The sequence below is a fragment of the Pseudomonas sp. SCPG-7 genome (genome assembly GCF_002156405.1).
Taxonomy (GTDB): domain Bacteria; phylum Pseudomonadota; class Gammaproteobacteria; order Pseudomonadales; family Pseudomonadaceae; genus Aquipseudomonas; species Aquipseudomonas parakoreensis.
Window position 1 is genome coordinate 155,840 of sequence record NZ_MVOO01000012.1, and the last position, 14,026, is coordinate 169,865.

A 14,026-nucleotide genomic window follows, 5' to 3' on the forward strand; every position below is an offset into this window, starting at 1 on the left:
GGAATGCCCACTGCAATGAATTTTTCCCTCAAGCGTCTGGCTGCCGCCAGCCTGATTCTGGCCAGTCTTTCGTCGTTCACCCTGCCGGCCCAGGCCAACATCAGCACCGAGCAAAGTGCTGCGATCCTCAAGGCCTTCAGCGATACGACGGTCAGCGATTTTCGTCAGTTTCTCGGTGCGGTAGCGAGCAGCAATCCGGGCAAGACCGACAACCTCGCCCCGGCGATCAATGGTTTTCTCGACAACAAGACCCTGACCGCCGAGCAACAGAACGAGATCCACCGTCTACTGGGCCTGTACACCCGCGCCAAGTACGGCAAGGCCGCCCTCGAGACCCTGCGCGAGCTGGTGGAAATCCCGACCTTCCGCAAAGAAGGCGTGGCCCAGCACGACAATCCCGAGTTCATCAAGATCGCCGAAAAGATCAAAAACCTCGCCGAATCGTTCAACCTGAAATTCCGCAACGTCGACAACCGCGTCTATGAAATTTCCCTCGATGGCAGCGGCGATGACGTCGTGGGCATTCACGCGCATGCCGACGTGGTACCGGTCACCCCGGAAAACTGGGTGCTGAAGGACGGAACCAAACTCGATCCATTCAAAGTGACGTTGATCGGCGACCGCATGTATGGCCGTGGCACCGAGGACGACAAGAACGGCATCGTCGTCGCCATGTACGCCATGAAAGTGATCAAGGAAGAAAAGCTGCCACTGGCACGCAACTTCAAACTGCTGGTGGACACCACTGAAGAAACCACGGGTGACGCGATCCCCTACTACTTCGAACACAACCCGACGCCGAACTACAACATGGCACTGGATGGCGGTTACCCGGTGGTCATCGCCGAGAAAGGCTACGGCACGGTCATGGCCAATTTCCCGCTGCGCAAGGCTGAAGGCAGTGGCGCCGAAATCACTTCGATGACCGGCGGCCTGGCGACCAACCAGATTCCGTCGGTTTCGGTCGCCACCCTCGTCACCGACAAGCCGGAGCAATTGGCGGCGAGCCTGCAGAAGGCCGGCAACGAGTACGCGAAAAAACACGGTGGCGACTTCAAAGTGGCGGCAAAAGTTGACGGCAAAGACGTCAAGCTGAGCGTCACCGGTGTGTCCGCGCACTCCTCCGAACCCGAGTCCGGCGTCAACCCGGTCGCGCGGATGCTCGACTTCATCAACGGTCTCGACGGCAAGGTGGCGCTCAAGCACAACCAGATCACCGACGCTGCACGCTATGCGTCCAACAACTGGGGCCTGGATTATCTGGGGAAAAAACTTGGCGTCGGCTTCTCCGATGCGTTCATGGGCCCGCTGACTGCTTCGCTGACCTACGTCGGTGTGGACGACAAGGCCTTCAAACTGGCTGTCAACTTGCGCGTGCCGAAGGGTAAATCGCCAGAAGTGCTGCAGAAGGAAATCGCTGACAAACTCGCCGCCTGGAGCAAGAAAACCCACGTCGCTGCGGACTTCACCTACTCGATCGACGAACCGATGTACCGCAACCCGGAAGGCGAATGGGTCAAAGCACTGTTGGCGGTGGCCACGGAGAACCTGGGCATGAAGCACGAGTTCGGCACCTCGGCCGGGGCGACCTCGGTGCATGACCTGCCGAACGGCGTGCAATTCGGCCTGGCCCGTCCTGAAGTCAAATACACCGGCCATACTGACGGTGAGTTCAAGACGGTTGACCAGTTCCTGCTGGACCTGCAGATCGTCACTGAGATGATGGGCCGTGTCGGCCAACTGCCGAAGCTCTGATAAGACACGGGCCCGTGATTCAGCGGGCCTGACGTGAAAACAGAAAAGGACCCGAAGGTCCTTTTTTGTTGCGTGCAAAATGCTGCACAAACAAAAACGCCGATCATCACTGATCGGCGTTTTTGTGAAATTGGAGCGGGAAACGAGACTCGAACTCGCGACCCCGACCTTGGCAAGATCGTGCTCTACCAACTGAGCTATTCCCGCAAATGGCGTCCCCTAGGGGACTCGAACCCCTGTTACCGCCGTGAAAGGGCGGTGTCCTAGGCCACTAGACGAAGGGGACAGGCTACAACTTTCACTAATAAAAACGCCGCTCACTGAGCGGCGCTTTTAGAATTTGGAGCGGGAAACGAGACTCGAACTCGCGACCCCGACCTTGGCAAGATCGTGCTCTACCAACTGAGCTATTCCCGCAAATGCCGTCCCCTAGGGGACTCGAACCCCTGTTACCGCCGTGAAAGGGCGGTGTCCTAGGCCACTAGACGAAGGGGACACGCTACCCGGAACACATGGTGTGTGTTTCGGTTTCCAGAGCCGTCTCCGAAGATCAGGTTCTGGTTTCACTCAGCCCTGCCCGAAAGCAGTGCTGTTTAAAATTGGAGCGGGAAACGAGACTCGAACTCGCGACCCCGACCTGGGCAAGGTCGTGCTCTACCAACTGAGCTATTCCCGCATTGGCGTCCCCTAGGGGACTCGAACCCCTGTTACCGCCGTGAAAGGGCGGTGTCCTAGGCCACTAGACGAAGGGGACACACTACAACATTCACTCCCTGCCGCGTTTCGCTGTGTGCTTTACGCTGCAAGTGGCGCGCATTCTATGGATGGTTTGAGAGGTCGTCAACCCCCGAATATAAATTTATTTAAATCAATGACTTCGACCTGCTTTACGAGAGCATTCGGGCTTTTCCGTCGCCCGACGATTGACGCCTATATTCCGCCACTCGCCAAGGCGTTATAGTCCGCAACACAATGATGGCAATCTGCGCACTCTGCGCCAGCATTCATATAAGCAGTGTGCAGCCGATATACACAGAAGCTGCTGAATCAACTCGTCGAGCGGCGCTGGGCGCCTGAATGTCCAGCCACTACACTCGCATGCGAACCCTATAAAGAGGTCTTACCGGTGACACCACTCATGATCACCCTGCTAGTCGTAGCCGGGATCGCAATTCTGATCGCCATTGGCTACATGAACCATGTGGTGGAAAACAACAAACTGGAGAAGGCCCGCACCAAAGTCGAACTCAACGACCGCCTGCGCCGCTGCGGCGAACTGACCGAAACCTTCCCCGGTCAGTTCATGACGCCGGCACTCAAGCTGCTGCTGACCCGCCTGGAACTGAACGTCTGCCAGCGTCTGCTGAACCTGGAAAAAACCAGCGCCACGATCAAGGCACGGATCACTGAACTCAGCGCACTGGTGGCTCAAGGCGAATCGATCCCGGTCAACAACCCGCCGGCACCGATCCTGACCGAAGCCAAAGCCAAGGACGTCCGCTTCCTGCTCGAAGCCCTGCACGGCCAGATCACCCGCGCCGCCCACGACGGCTTCCTGCCACCGAACGAAGCCAAACACTGGATCAAGGAAGTCCGCCACATCCTGGTCCTGCTGCACATCGAGTTCTTCAACAACCTCGGCCAACAATCCCTGCAACAAAACCAACCCGGCCAGGCCCGCCTCGCCTTCGAACGCGGCGTGCAATACCTGCGCAAACAGCAAGACCCGCAGATGTACTCGGAACAACTGCAATACCTGGAAAAACTGCTGGCCCGCGCCAACGCCCAGGTCATGGACAAAATTGCACCGGTCGAAGGCGAAGTGAACCAGTTGACCGAAGGCCTCAAGGAAGTTGAAGCCGACGCGGACTGGAAGAAGAAAGTGATCTACGACTAAGTGTCGAGAGTTAAGAAAAGCCACCGAGAGGTGGCTTTTTTGTGGGGGGGTTGGACTGGCTGCGATTGAGGACATTCAGTTAGAGATTGGTCGACTGTCAGGCCGCCATCGCTGGCAAGCCAGCTCCCACAAGATCAAGATCAAGATCAAGATCAAGATCAAGATCAAGATCAAGATCAAGATCAAGATCAAGATCAAGATCAAGATCAAGATCAAGATCATGATCAAGATCAAGATCAAGATCAAGATCAAGATCAAGATCAAAAGATCGCAGCCTTCGGCAGCTCCTACACAGGATGAGCGCAAGCTCGGCTGCAGCTCTTGATCTTGCCGTGCCGGCCCCGTCGGCAGGCTGAGTGGAGGGATTTATCCGGGGGGTGGGAGCGCAGCGACCGTTCGACGCAGTCGAACACATCGAGAGGAGGTGCAGCGAAGCAAACCGGAGGCGATGCCCCCGGATGAATCCCGGAGCGAAGGAACCCGAGCCACGGCGAGGGCCGTACGTTGGGGCCAAAGACCTTTGCTTCCTTTGGGGCGTTTGCCAAAGGGAGTCGCTGTAAGAGCGAAACCGTCAGCCGCAACACCCAAAAAAACGGATATACACCCAAAACCCCAAGAACCTGGTCGGCCCAGAGGCCGCCAAGTCAAAGCCGAAAATGCCCCACCATCCCCTTGAGCTCCCCCCCCAACCGCGCCAGCTCAACACTCGAAACCGCATTCCCCTGCATCGCCATCGAAGACTGATCCGCACTCGCACGAATACTCGTCACACTGCGATTAATCTCCTCGGCCACCGAACTCTGCTCCTCGGCCGCCGCCGCAATCTGCTGATTCATCTGCTGAATCAACGACACCGCCGCCGCAATACTCCCCAGCGCACTTTCAGTCTGCAGGGCATCACTGACCGCCAGCTTCACCAACTCGCCGCTGCTCTGAATTTGCTGCACGGAAGCATGCGCTGCCGAACGCAACGCGCTGACCAGCCGCTCGATCTCCTCCGTCGACTGCTGCGTACGTCGCGCCAACGCACGAACCTCATCAGCCACCACCGCAAAGCCCCTGCCCTGTTCCCCGGCCCGCGCCGCCTCGATCGCGGCGTTGAGCGCCAGCAGATTGGTCTGCTCGGCAACGCTCTTGATCACATCCAGCACCGTACCGATGTTCTGGATCTGCGCACTGAGGCTTTCGATGCTCGAACTGGCTGATGTCGCCGAATCCGCCAGTTGCTCGATCCGCACCATGCTCTGGCGCACCACCTGCTGCCCGCTCTCGACCTTGTCATCCGCCGTTTGTGCGGCCAGCGCGGCTTCCTCGGCATTGCGCGCCACGTCATGCACGGTGGCGGTCATCTGGTTCATGGCCGTGGCCACTTGCTCGGTCTCTTCCTTCTGGCTGTTGACCTCAAGGTTGGTCTGCTCGGTGACCGCCGACAGCGATTGCGCGGAACTGGCCAACTGCTCGATGCCCGCCTGCAAACCGCTGACGATCGTGCTCAACCCGGCCCCCATCTGCTGCATCGCCAGCATCAACTGGCCGATTTCATCACGCCGGGTAACCTCCACTTTGGCGCTCAAATCCCCGGCAGCAATCTGCTGGGCGACGCGCATCACTGCGCGCAGCGGCGCGACGATCAACCGGGTAATGACCCACGCGGCAATCAGCCCCACCAATAAGGCCAACGCCGAAGAACCGAGGATCAGCACCGAGTTTTTCTTCAATTCCACCTGCATCGCGCTGTCTTCGGCCACATAGGCCTGGTCAACACGCGACATCACTTGCGCCGCGCGCTGGTGCAACTGTTCATAGACGGTTTTTTCCTGGGCCAGCAGACCGGTGTACTCGGCCAGTTTGTCGTTGAAACCGGCGATGTGCCCGGACACTTCGTTGAGCACCGTCAAATAGCCCTCATCCTTGACCGTGGTCTTCAACTGCTCGGCCTGAGCCTGGGCCTGGGCCGCCTGCTCAATGCTGCCCTTGCCGGCACTGTCGGCATCGCCTTTGCGGCTCTGATCGAGACGAACCCGTGCCTCGTTCATCGCTTGCAGCATCAACCGCGACACCTGACTGACCTGACTGGCCTGTTCGATGAACTGCGCGCCATCCTTGCCTTCGCTGTCCTTTAACGTGTACGCGCCATCATCGGCCAGCCCGGCTTGCAGCACGTCCAGGTTATTGGCCACGCTGGACACCGACCAACTGGCCATTTCCAGCGCCAGGTCCTTGGCCTGGGTCAGTGAAACGAACTCGTCAAACGCCTTGCGATAGTCGCCCAAGGCTTGCTCGACATCGCTCATCACCGCCCCGTTCGCCGGCGTCTGCGCCTTGAGTTGCGCGGCCTGGGCCAACAGACCGTCGACGCCCTCGTGCACGGCATCAACCGTTTTCGGGTTGCTGTGCAGCGCATAGTCCTGCTCCAGCAACCGCACTTTGAGCAAGGCACTGTTGAGCGACGACATTTGCTTCAAGCCGTCGAAGCGCTGGCTGATCGTCTGCAGGGACCAGACTCCAATGGCAGCCACCAGCGCAGTCAACAGCAGCACCAGTACGAACCCGAGACCCAGTTTCTTTGCCATACCGAGGTTGGCAAAACGTCCTTGCACGGCCGAAATCATTGCGCGTAGTCCCCTGCCAAAGTCTGTTGCCGAAGATTCGCAACGGTCATGGAGCAGCACAAGTCTCTGGCGTCGGAATAATGGCAAAAAGCTACGCACGCGTCGTTTTCAGAACGCTTGAGGTCGATTCACGCCGGTACTGCGAAAAAACTGCCGGGCCCGTGGATCACAGGCATAGGCCACATTGATTCGCTGCCACTCACTGATCTCGCCGCTCGGACTGAAAGCCCCCGCAGGACTGAGACTGACACCACTGCACTGCGCATGCCTGTGCAAGCGGTCCGGATCACTCAGCGGGGAGCGGGCCCAGATGAACAGGCCGCCACACGGCTTGCCGAAAACCTCCCAGCCTGCGTCCTCCAATGCCTGCAATGCGGCGACGCGGTCGGTATTCAGGCGTTGACGCTGGCGCTGGACCATTTTTCGATAGGCGCCACTGGCCAGCAGGCTCGCCAGCACCGCTTCATTGAAACTCGAGGCTCCCATGCTGCTGATCATCTTGACCCGGGCCAGACGCGCGATCATTTCTGGCCCGGCGTACACAAACCCGACGCGCAACGAGCTGCTCAGCGTCTTGGAAAAACTGCCGACATAAATCACCCGTTCATCAAGCGCCGCCAGGCGTACACCGTTGCCATTGTGCAGATCGGCGTAGACATCGTCTTCGATCAGTTGCACATCGTGCGCGTTGCACAATCGCAGGATCTGCTGTGCCACACACGGACTCAGGCAGGAGCCGGTGGGATTGTGGTGATGGCTGTTGACGAACATCGCGACGGGCCGGCACTGGCGCAACAGTGCCTCCAGCGCCTGAGGGTCAGGCCCGCTTGGCGTACGCCGGACTTCCAGCAACTGCGCGCCACGCAGGCGCAACAGCTCGAACAGCGGCGCATAGCCCGGGGTTTCGACAACAACGCAGTCCCCGGCCTTAACCAGCGTGCGCACGAGCAGATCGAGCGCCTGGCTGGCACCGGAGGTCGTCAGCACCTGTTCCGCCGGGGCCTGGATGTCGATCAGCCTGAGACGCCTGACGATCTGCGCACGCAGCGCCGCAAACCCCAGCGGGGTGCTGTAATTGAACAGACTCGCCATGTCGGTTCGCGCCACCTGACGGATTGCATAGCTGAGGTCATCGGACTCGCGCCAGCTTTGCGGCAAACCGCCCTCGCCGAGTTTCAAACTGCTCTCGGCCCGCCCGTATTCAAGCCCGAGCAAAGCGCGGCTGTGCGCGGCGACCATGAATCCCGCGCCCTGCCGCGGGGCCAGGATACCTTGCGCCACCAGCCGCTCGCAGGCCTCGGCCACACACGACTGGCTGAGCAGATTGGAGCGTGCTATCTGTCTGACGGAGGGCAGTCGCGTGCTCGGCGCCACACCCGTTCGCGAGATCCACTCGGTCATTCCATCAACAATCTGCTGTACGACCGGCACCATTGCCTGTCGGTCAATTCTCAATTCCATGAGCACGCAAACTCCTGTCCGTTTTGCTGGCAGCAGTAAATCACAGCCGCGTCGTTCAGGCTGTGCGACAACGCCGTCAAAAGCAGCCGTTCTAACCGTTTGATACACATTGTTTAGCGGTTTAACGGAACGGATCGCCAGCCATGAAAAAACCCGCACGATGGCGGTTTTTTTCATGGCTGACAGAACCGTTTCAGAAAGCAGTGACGCCGCCATCCACCGCCAGGGAGTGACCGGTGGTGAACGCCGCGCCATCACTGCACAGATACAGCACGGCACTGGCGATTTCCTCGACCTTGCCGATACGCCCCACCGGGTGCATCGCATTGGCGAACTCGCCTTTTTTTGGATCGGCCTCGTAGGCCCGGCGGAACATGTCAGTGTCGATCACCGCCGGGCACACAGCGTTGACGCGGATTTTTTTCTTCGCGTATTCGATCGCCGCCGATTTGGTCAGGCCAATCACCGCGTGTTTGGACGCCGCATAGATGCTCATCTTCGGTGCCGCGCCAAGCCCTGCCACCGAAGCAGTGTTGACGATCGCCCCGCCGCCCTGGGCCAGCAGCAACGGCAACTGGTACTTCATGCACAGCCAGACGCCCTTGACGTTGACGCCCATGATCGCGTCGAACTCGTCCATCGAGCCGTCTGCCAACTTGCCCTGTTCGATTTCGATCCCGGCATTGTTGAAGGCATAGTCGAGACGTCCGTAAGTATTGATCACCTCGTCCATCAGATTCTTCACTTCGCTTTCAACGGTAACGTTGCAGCGCACGAAGGTTGCTTCACCACCGGCTGTACGAATCAGCGCCACCGTACCCTCGCCCCCTGCCGCGTCCAGATCGGCCACCACCACTTTCAGGCCTTCGGCGGCGAACGCCTGGGCGGTCGCGCGGCCAATGCCATTGGCCGCGCCAGTGACTACGGCAACCTGACCGGAAAACGTCATGCTCATTGTTATGTCCTCGGAGGAGAGATGCAGGAGGGTTTGCAGACTCGCAGCATAGCCATCACGGCCCGCCCCGCATCAGCACTATCAGAAGGCTGTTTATGCCTTCATGCGTCGCAGTGATAAAACCCGCCGGGCGACTATCACTGCACTGGATCATTGTGCATTCGCCGCATCAGCTCACCTTGCAGCATTGGCCTTGAGGGTCTATCAACAAGGCTTCATTCAGTTCGAGTGCCTGCCATGACCAGCCAGACCAATCGCCAATTCCTGCTCGCCAAACGCCCAGTGGGTGCTGCCACCCGCGAGACCTTCACTTATCAGGAAGTCCCGGTCGGCGAACCTGCGGCAGGGCAGATTCTGGTCAAGAACGAATATCTGTCCCTCGACCCGGCCATGCGTGGCTGGATGAACGAGGGCAAGTCCTACATCCCGCCGGTGGAAATCGGTGAAGTGATGCGCGCTCTGGGCGTCGGCAAAGTCATCGCTTCGAACAACCCGGGCTTTGCCGTCGGCGACTACGTCAACGGCGCCGTCGGTGTGCAGGATTACTTCCTTGGCGAGCCCAGAGGTTTCTACAAGGTCGATCCGAAACTGGCGCCGCTGCCGGTGTATTTGTCTGCACTGGGCATGACCGGCATGACCGCTTACTTCGCGTTGCTCGACGTCGGCGCACCAAAAGCTGGTGACACCGTGGTGCTGTCCGGGGCTGCGGGCGCGGTAGGCAGCATTGCCGGGCAGATCGCCAAGATCAAGGGTTGCCGGGTGGTGGGCATCGCCGGCGGGGCCGACAAGTGCAAGTACCTGATCGATGAACTGGGCTTCGACGGCGCCATCGATTACAAGCACGAAGACGTGCTGGCCGGGCTCAAGCGCGAGTGCCCGAAAGGCGTGAATGTGTATTTTGATAACGTCGGCGGCGAGATCCTCGACGCCGTGCTCAGTCGTCTGGCGCCAAAAGCCCGGGTGGTGATTTGCGGCGCCATCAGCCAGTACAACAACAAGGAAGCGGTCAAAGGCCCGGCCAACTACCTGTCATTGCTGGTCAACCGCGCACGCATGGAGGGCTTTGTGGTGATGGACTACGCCGCGCAATACGCCAGTGCCGCGCAGGAAATGGCCGGCTGGATGGCCAAGGGACAACTCAAAAGCAAGGAAGACATCGTCGAAGGTCTGCAGACCTTTCCAGAGACACTGATGAAATTGTTCAGCGGGGAGAACTTCGGCAAGTTGGTGCTGAAAATCTAAACAAAAGATCGCAGCCTCTGTAGGAGCTGCCGAAGGCTGCGATCTTTTGATCTTGCCTTTAAAAAGCAAAATCAACAGATCGCAGCCTTCGGCAGCTCCTACAGGTAATCCTAATACCTGCGGAAACTGATCAGGCCAGTTCGGCCACGACCGACGCCAGGGCCTTGGCTGGATCCGCCGCCTGGCTGATCGGACGGCCGATCACCAGGTAATCGGAACCGGCATCCAGTGCCTGACGTGGGGTCAGGATACGGCGCTGATCGTCCTGCGCACTGCCCGCCGGGCGAATCCCCGGGGTCACCAGTTGCAGCGAAGGATGCGCCGACTTCAGTGCGGTGGCTTCCAGCGCCGAGCACACCAGACCGTCCATTCCGGCCTTCTCGGCCAGCGCGGCCAGACGCAGCACCTGCTCCTGCGGCTCGATGTCCAGACCGATGCCGGCCAGATCCTCGCGCTCCATGCTGGTCAGCACGGTCACGCCGATCAGCAGCGGTTGCGGGCCGCTGCGCTTGGAGAGCTCTTCACGGCAGGCCGCCATCATGCGCAGGCCACCGGAGCAATGCACGTTGACCATCCACACGCCCATCTCGGCAGCGGCTTTCACGGCCATCGCGGTGGTGTTGGGAATATCGTGGAATTTCAGGTCGAGGAACACCTCGAAGCCTTTGTCACGCAGGGTGCCGACGATTTCCGAGGCACAACTGGTGAACAGTTCCTTGCCCACTTTGACCCGGCACAGTTTCGGGTCCAACTGGTCAGCCAGCTTCAGTGCGGCGTCACGGGTGGGGAAATCCAGGGCGACGATGATAGGAGTCTGGCAGGCGGACATGGATGGGCTCTCAGGCAAGTCGAAATCGGCGCGCATTGTAGCGGAAGCGGCGACGGCGCGGCACCCGATGATCGGTAAATCGTCGCCGCAACCGTGATCAGCATAGCGCTCGATGCTATTGTGTCGAACCCGATACACAACCGACACGCCGCCAACATGTGCCCGCGCTAGCCTCGCCAGCCGCAACACGTCCTTACATCAGCACTTCCCGCCTCACGGCAGGACGCCTATGCTGAAACCACCACCTCGCAGCCCATCTTTGTGGTTGGCGGCCTACTGGCAGATGAACAGCCCCATGCACAACACCCAAACGACCGTGACTGATGAGCAGAAAGACGACAAGCGCTGGAGCATCCGCGCGCTGATCGTCGATGACGATGTGCCGATCCGCGAGCTGATGATCGACTACCTCGCGCGTTTCAACATCCACGCCAGCGGCGTCACCGACGGCGCAGCCATGCGCCAGTCGATGCAGGCCGAACATTTCGACGTGGTGGTGCTCGACCTGATGCTGCCCGGCGAAGACGGCCTGTCGCTGTGCCGCTGGCTGCGTGCCGAATCGGACATCCCGATCCTCATGCTCACCGCCCGCTGCGAACCCACCGACCGCATCATCGGTCTGGAACTGGGCGCCGACGACTACATGGCCAAACCGTTCGAGCCACGGGAACTGGTGGCGCGGATCCAGACCATCCTGCGCCGGGTGCGCGATGACCGCACCGAACAGCGGGCCAACATCCGCTTCGACAACTGGCGCCTGAACAGCGTGCTGCGTCAGCTGATTGCCGACGATGGTCTGGTGGTGCCGCTGTCCAATGCCGAATTCCGCCTGCTCTGGGTCTTCATCGAACGCCCGCGCCGGGTACTCAGCCGCGAACAACTGCTGGATGCCGCCCGTGGCCGTTCGATCGAAGCGTTCGACCGCAGCATCGACTTGCTGGTGTCGCGCCTGCGACAAAAACTCGGCGACGACCCGAAAGCCCCGCAGTTGATCAAGACTGTGCGCGGCGAAGGTTACCTGTTCGACGCGCGGGACATCGGCTGATGCGAGGGCGCTTCGACACGTTGTTCGGCCGCCTGTTTGGCATGCTGTTCGTGGCGATCGTCCTCGCGCATCTGCTGGCTTTCGCCTGGTTTCACCACTACGGCCCGCCCCCACCGCCGCCCCCGCCGGAATTTGCCGAGGGGGTCGACGGCCAACATCCGCCGCCGGATCCGCGTTTCGCCCATCGCCCGCCACGTCCGTGGTTCGGCGGGCCGCTGGTGCCGCTGACGTTCCAGTTCATCTCGCTGATGATTGCTGCGTGGTACGGCGCCAAACTGCTCAGCCGACCGATCCAGCGCCTGAGCGACGCCGCCGAGCGTCTGAGCGAAAACCTCGACAGCCCACCGCTGGACGAGTCCGGCCCGCGTGAGGCACGGCAAGCGGCGCACACCTTCAATCTGATGCAACAACGCATCCGCGAACAGGTGCAACAACGAGCACGCATGCTCGGCGCCGTCTCCCACGACCTGCGCACCCCGCTGTCGCGACTGAAACTGCGACTGGAACAGATCGACGACGAAAAACTGCAAGGTCAGATGCGCCAGGACCTCAACGACATGATCGGCATGCTCGACGCCACCCTCACCTACCTGCACGAACAGCGCACCAGCGAAGCCCTGCAGTTGATGGATGTGCAGGCGCTGGTCGAATCATTGTGTGAAAACGCCCAGGACCAAGGCGCGGACGTTGAAGTCAGCGGCCATTGCGCGCCGCTGCAGGTGCAACCGATGGCGCTGCGCTCGTGCATCAATAACCTGATGGACAATGCCCTGCGCTACGCCGGGCAGGCGCGCATCGAACTGCAGGATCAACGCGAACAACTGCTGATCCGCGTGATCGACCACGGCCCGGGCATAGCCGCAGACCAACGCGAGGCGGTGTTCGAACCGTTCTATCGCCTGGAAGGCTCCCGCAACCGCAACTCCGGGGGCGTCGGCCTGGGCATGACCATTGCCCGTGAAGCGGCGCAGCGTTTGGGCGGGCAATTAAACCTGGAAGAAACTCCCGGCGGCGGCCTGACCGCAATCATCCGCCTGCCGCGCGCCTGAGAAGAGCACCTGTCCCCCTGTGGGTTTCTGGTGTTTCCGCGACTGTGTACCACCCGGTACAAAATCCAAATACCCAGGACAACTAGCTCCTTGAGTCTGTACCAGCCGGTACACCGACCGGCTTTACAGTCCAAGGAGTGAGCCCATGATCGGTAGCGTCAGCAACTACACGAGCTATACCAGCACCAGCAGCACCCAGAACGCCCGCAGCCAGCAACTGCAAAAGCAACTGTTCGCCAAACTCGACAGCAACGGCGACGGCGCGGTGGACCAGGACGAACTGAAAAGCGCCCTGTCGCAGAAATCCGACGACGGTTTGCTGGTCAACCTGAGCAAGCAATTCGGCGACCTGGACAGCGACGCCAGCGGCAGCCTCAGCGCCGAAGAAATGACCGCCATGGCGCCCCCTCCGGCGCCCAACGACCAGGCCCCGAACACCGACCTCGCCGACGCCCTGATCAGCGCCCTCGACACCGATGGCGACGGCGCCATCAGCAGCGACGAACTGAGCAACGGCCTCACCAGCGCCGGCAGCAGCGCCGACAGCAACCAGATCTTCTCCGCGCTGGACAAGAACAAGGACGGCACCGTCAGCCAGGACGAACTCACCGCCAGCCTCACCCCGCCACCACCGCCACCGCAGCAAACTTCCAGTGATGAACTGTTCAGCCAACTGGATGCCGATGGTGACGGCAGCATCAGCGCCACCGAACTGAGCAGCGCGCTACAGACCCGCGACAACACCTCAACGAACAGCACCGACACCAGCGCTGCACTGCTCAAAGCGCTGGACAGCGACAGCAGCGGCGACGTGAGCAGCGACGAACTGAAAGCGGCGCTACAGGCAGGTCGGGAACGCCCGCCTGAAGAAAGGACCGCCAGCAACCAGACCACCAGCGAAGCGCTGAACCGGATGATTGCCAACTTGAGCAAACAGTACTCGCTGGACAATGCTGCGCCGGTGGGCAAGTACCTGAATGTGGCGACTTGAGTTGATGTAGTGATGAGTGATCGTTTCCATGCAGTGGTGTGGGAACGGTCATTTGAGTACAGCGAGAAGAGAGTGTTGCCTGAGAGGGCCTCATCGCCAGCAGGCTGGCTCCTACAGTGGGAATGGGTGTGATCAGTTAGAGATTGGTCGGCTGTCAGTCCGCCTTCGCGAGCAAGCTCGCTCCCACAGT

Annotated in this window: 10 protein-coding genes, 6 tRNA genes and 1 pseudogene; 6 read left to right on the plus strand and 11 right to left on the minus strand. The window is 60.3% G+C overall.

The window, feature by feature from the left end; genetic code table 11:
* Window positions 1–15: 15 nt before the first annotated feature.
* Entirely contained in the window at window positions 16–1,755 is a 1,740-nt protein-coding gene (locus B1722_RS21420) for a dipeptidase (RefSeq protein WP_041069071.1), read from the plus strand.
* A gap of 131 nt (window positions 1,756–1,886) precedes the next feature.
* Here the strand turns inward: B1722_RS21420 and B1722_RS21425 are convergent.
* The 6 genes from B1722_RS21425 to B1722_RS21450 form a co-directional block, all read right to left on the minus strand.
* Window positions 1,887–1,962, minus strand: a tRNA-Gly gene (locus B1722_RS21425).
* 3 nt (window positions 1,963–1,965) lie between these two features.
* Window positions 1,966–2,041, minus strand: a tRNA-Glu gene (locus tag B1722_RS21430).
* A 55-nt stretch (window positions 2,042–2,096) separates the two neighbouring features.
* Window positions 2,097–2,172: transfer RNA gene (locus B1722_RS21435), tRNA-Gly, on the minus strand.
* A 6-nt stretch (window positions 2,173–2,178) separates the two neighbouring features.
* Window positions 2,179–2,251: transfer RNA gene (locus B1722_RS21440), tRNA-Glu, on the minus strand.
* Between the two features lie 104 nt (window positions 2,252–2,355).
* A tRNA-Gly gene (locus B1722_RS21445) sits at window positions 2,356–2,431 on the minus strand.
* A gap of 2 nt (window positions 2,432–2,433) precedes the next feature.
* Window positions 2,434–2,509, minus strand: a tRNA-Glu gene (locus B1722_RS21450).
* Window positions 2,510–2,893: 384 nt separating this feature from the next.
* Here B1722_RS21450 and B1722_RS21455 point away from each other — a divergent pair.
* Window positions 2,894–3,652: a hypothetical protein gene (locus B1722_RS21455; RefSeq protein ID WP_174377049.1), complete on the plus strand. Its 759-nt coding sequence runs from the start codon at window positions 2,894–2,896 to the stop codon at window positions 3,650–3,652.
* Between the two features lie 644 nt (window positions 3,653–4,296).
* Here B1722_RS21455 and B1722_RS30175 read toward each other — a convergent pair.
* The 4 genes and pseudogenes from B1722_RS30175 to B1722_RS21475 form a co-directional block, all read right to left on the minus strand.
* A complete protein-coding gene (locus B1722_RS30175; RefSeq protein ID WP_371851394.1) occupies window positions 4,297–5,178 on the minus strand; it encodes a methyl-accepting chemotaxis protein in 882 nt (293 codons plus the stop codon).
* Window positions 5,158–6,264 (minus strand): annotated as a pseudogene (locus B1722_RS30180) (HAMP domain-containing protein); the annotation flags it as partial. The pseudogene B1722_RS30180 and the gene B1722_RS30175, both read right to left, overlap by 21 nt.
* 108 nt (window positions 6,265–6,372) lie before the next feature.
* A complete protein-coding gene (locus tag B1722_RS21470; protein WP_086794195.1) occupies window positions 6,373–7,725 on the minus strand; it encodes a PLP-dependent aminotransferase family protein in 1,353 nt (450 codons plus the stop codon).
* A 193-nt stretch (window positions 7,726–7,918) separates the two neighbouring features.
* Window positions 7,919–8,680, minus strand: a complete 762-nt coding sequence (locus B1722_RS21475; protein WP_041073750.1) for an SDR family oxidoreductase — start codon at window positions 8,678–8,680, stop codon at window positions 7,919–7,921.
* 237 nt (window positions 8,681–8,917) lie between these two features.
* On the opposite strand from B1722_RS21475, the gene B1722_RS21480 reads away from it, so the two are divergent.
* Window positions 8,918–9,922, plus strand: coding sequence for an NADP-dependent oxidoreductase (locus B1722_RS21480; RefSeq protein ID WP_086794196.1), 1,005 nt, complete (start codon window positions 8,918–8,920; stop codon window positions 9,920–9,922).
* Between the two features lie 130 nt (window positions 9,923–10,052).
* On the opposite strand, the gene pyrF is transcribed toward B1722_RS21480, so the two are convergent.
* Complete coding sequence (gene pyrF, locus B1722_RS21485; RefSeq protein ID WP_041073746.1) at window positions 10,053–10,751, minus strand: orotidine-5'-phosphate decarboxylase; 699 nt, start codon at window positions 10,749–10,751, stop codon at window positions 10,053–10,055.
* Between the two features lie 283 nt (window positions 10,752–11,034).
* Here pyrF and B1722_RS21490 point away from each other — a divergent pair, with 283 nt between their 5' ends.
* The 3 genes from B1722_RS21490 (at window position 11,035) to xopAW (ending at window position 13,836) form a co-directional block, all read left to right on the plus strand.
* On the plus strand, window positions 11,035–11,796 hold the full coding sequence (locus tag B1722_RS21490; RefSeq protein WP_371851393.1) for a response regulator: 762 nt from the start codon (window positions 11,035–11,037) through the stop codon (window positions 11,794–11,796).
* On the plus strand, window positions 11,796–12,845 hold the full coding sequence (locus tag B1722_RS21495; protein WP_086794198.1) for a HAMP domain-containing sensor histidine kinase: 1,050 nt from the start codon (window positions 11,796–11,798) through the stop codon (window positions 12,843–12,845). Before B1722_RS21490 ends, B1722_RS21495 begins: the two co-directional genes overlap by 1 nt.
* 145 nt (window positions 12,846–12,990) lie before the next feature.
* On the plus strand, window positions 12,991–13,836 hold the full coding sequence (gene xopAW / locus B1722_RS21500; protein ID WP_041073739.1) for an EF-hand domain-containing protein: 846 nt from the start codon (window positions 12,991–12,993) through the stop codon (window positions 13,834–13,836).
* Window positions 13,837–14,026 lie beyond the last annotated feature (190 nt).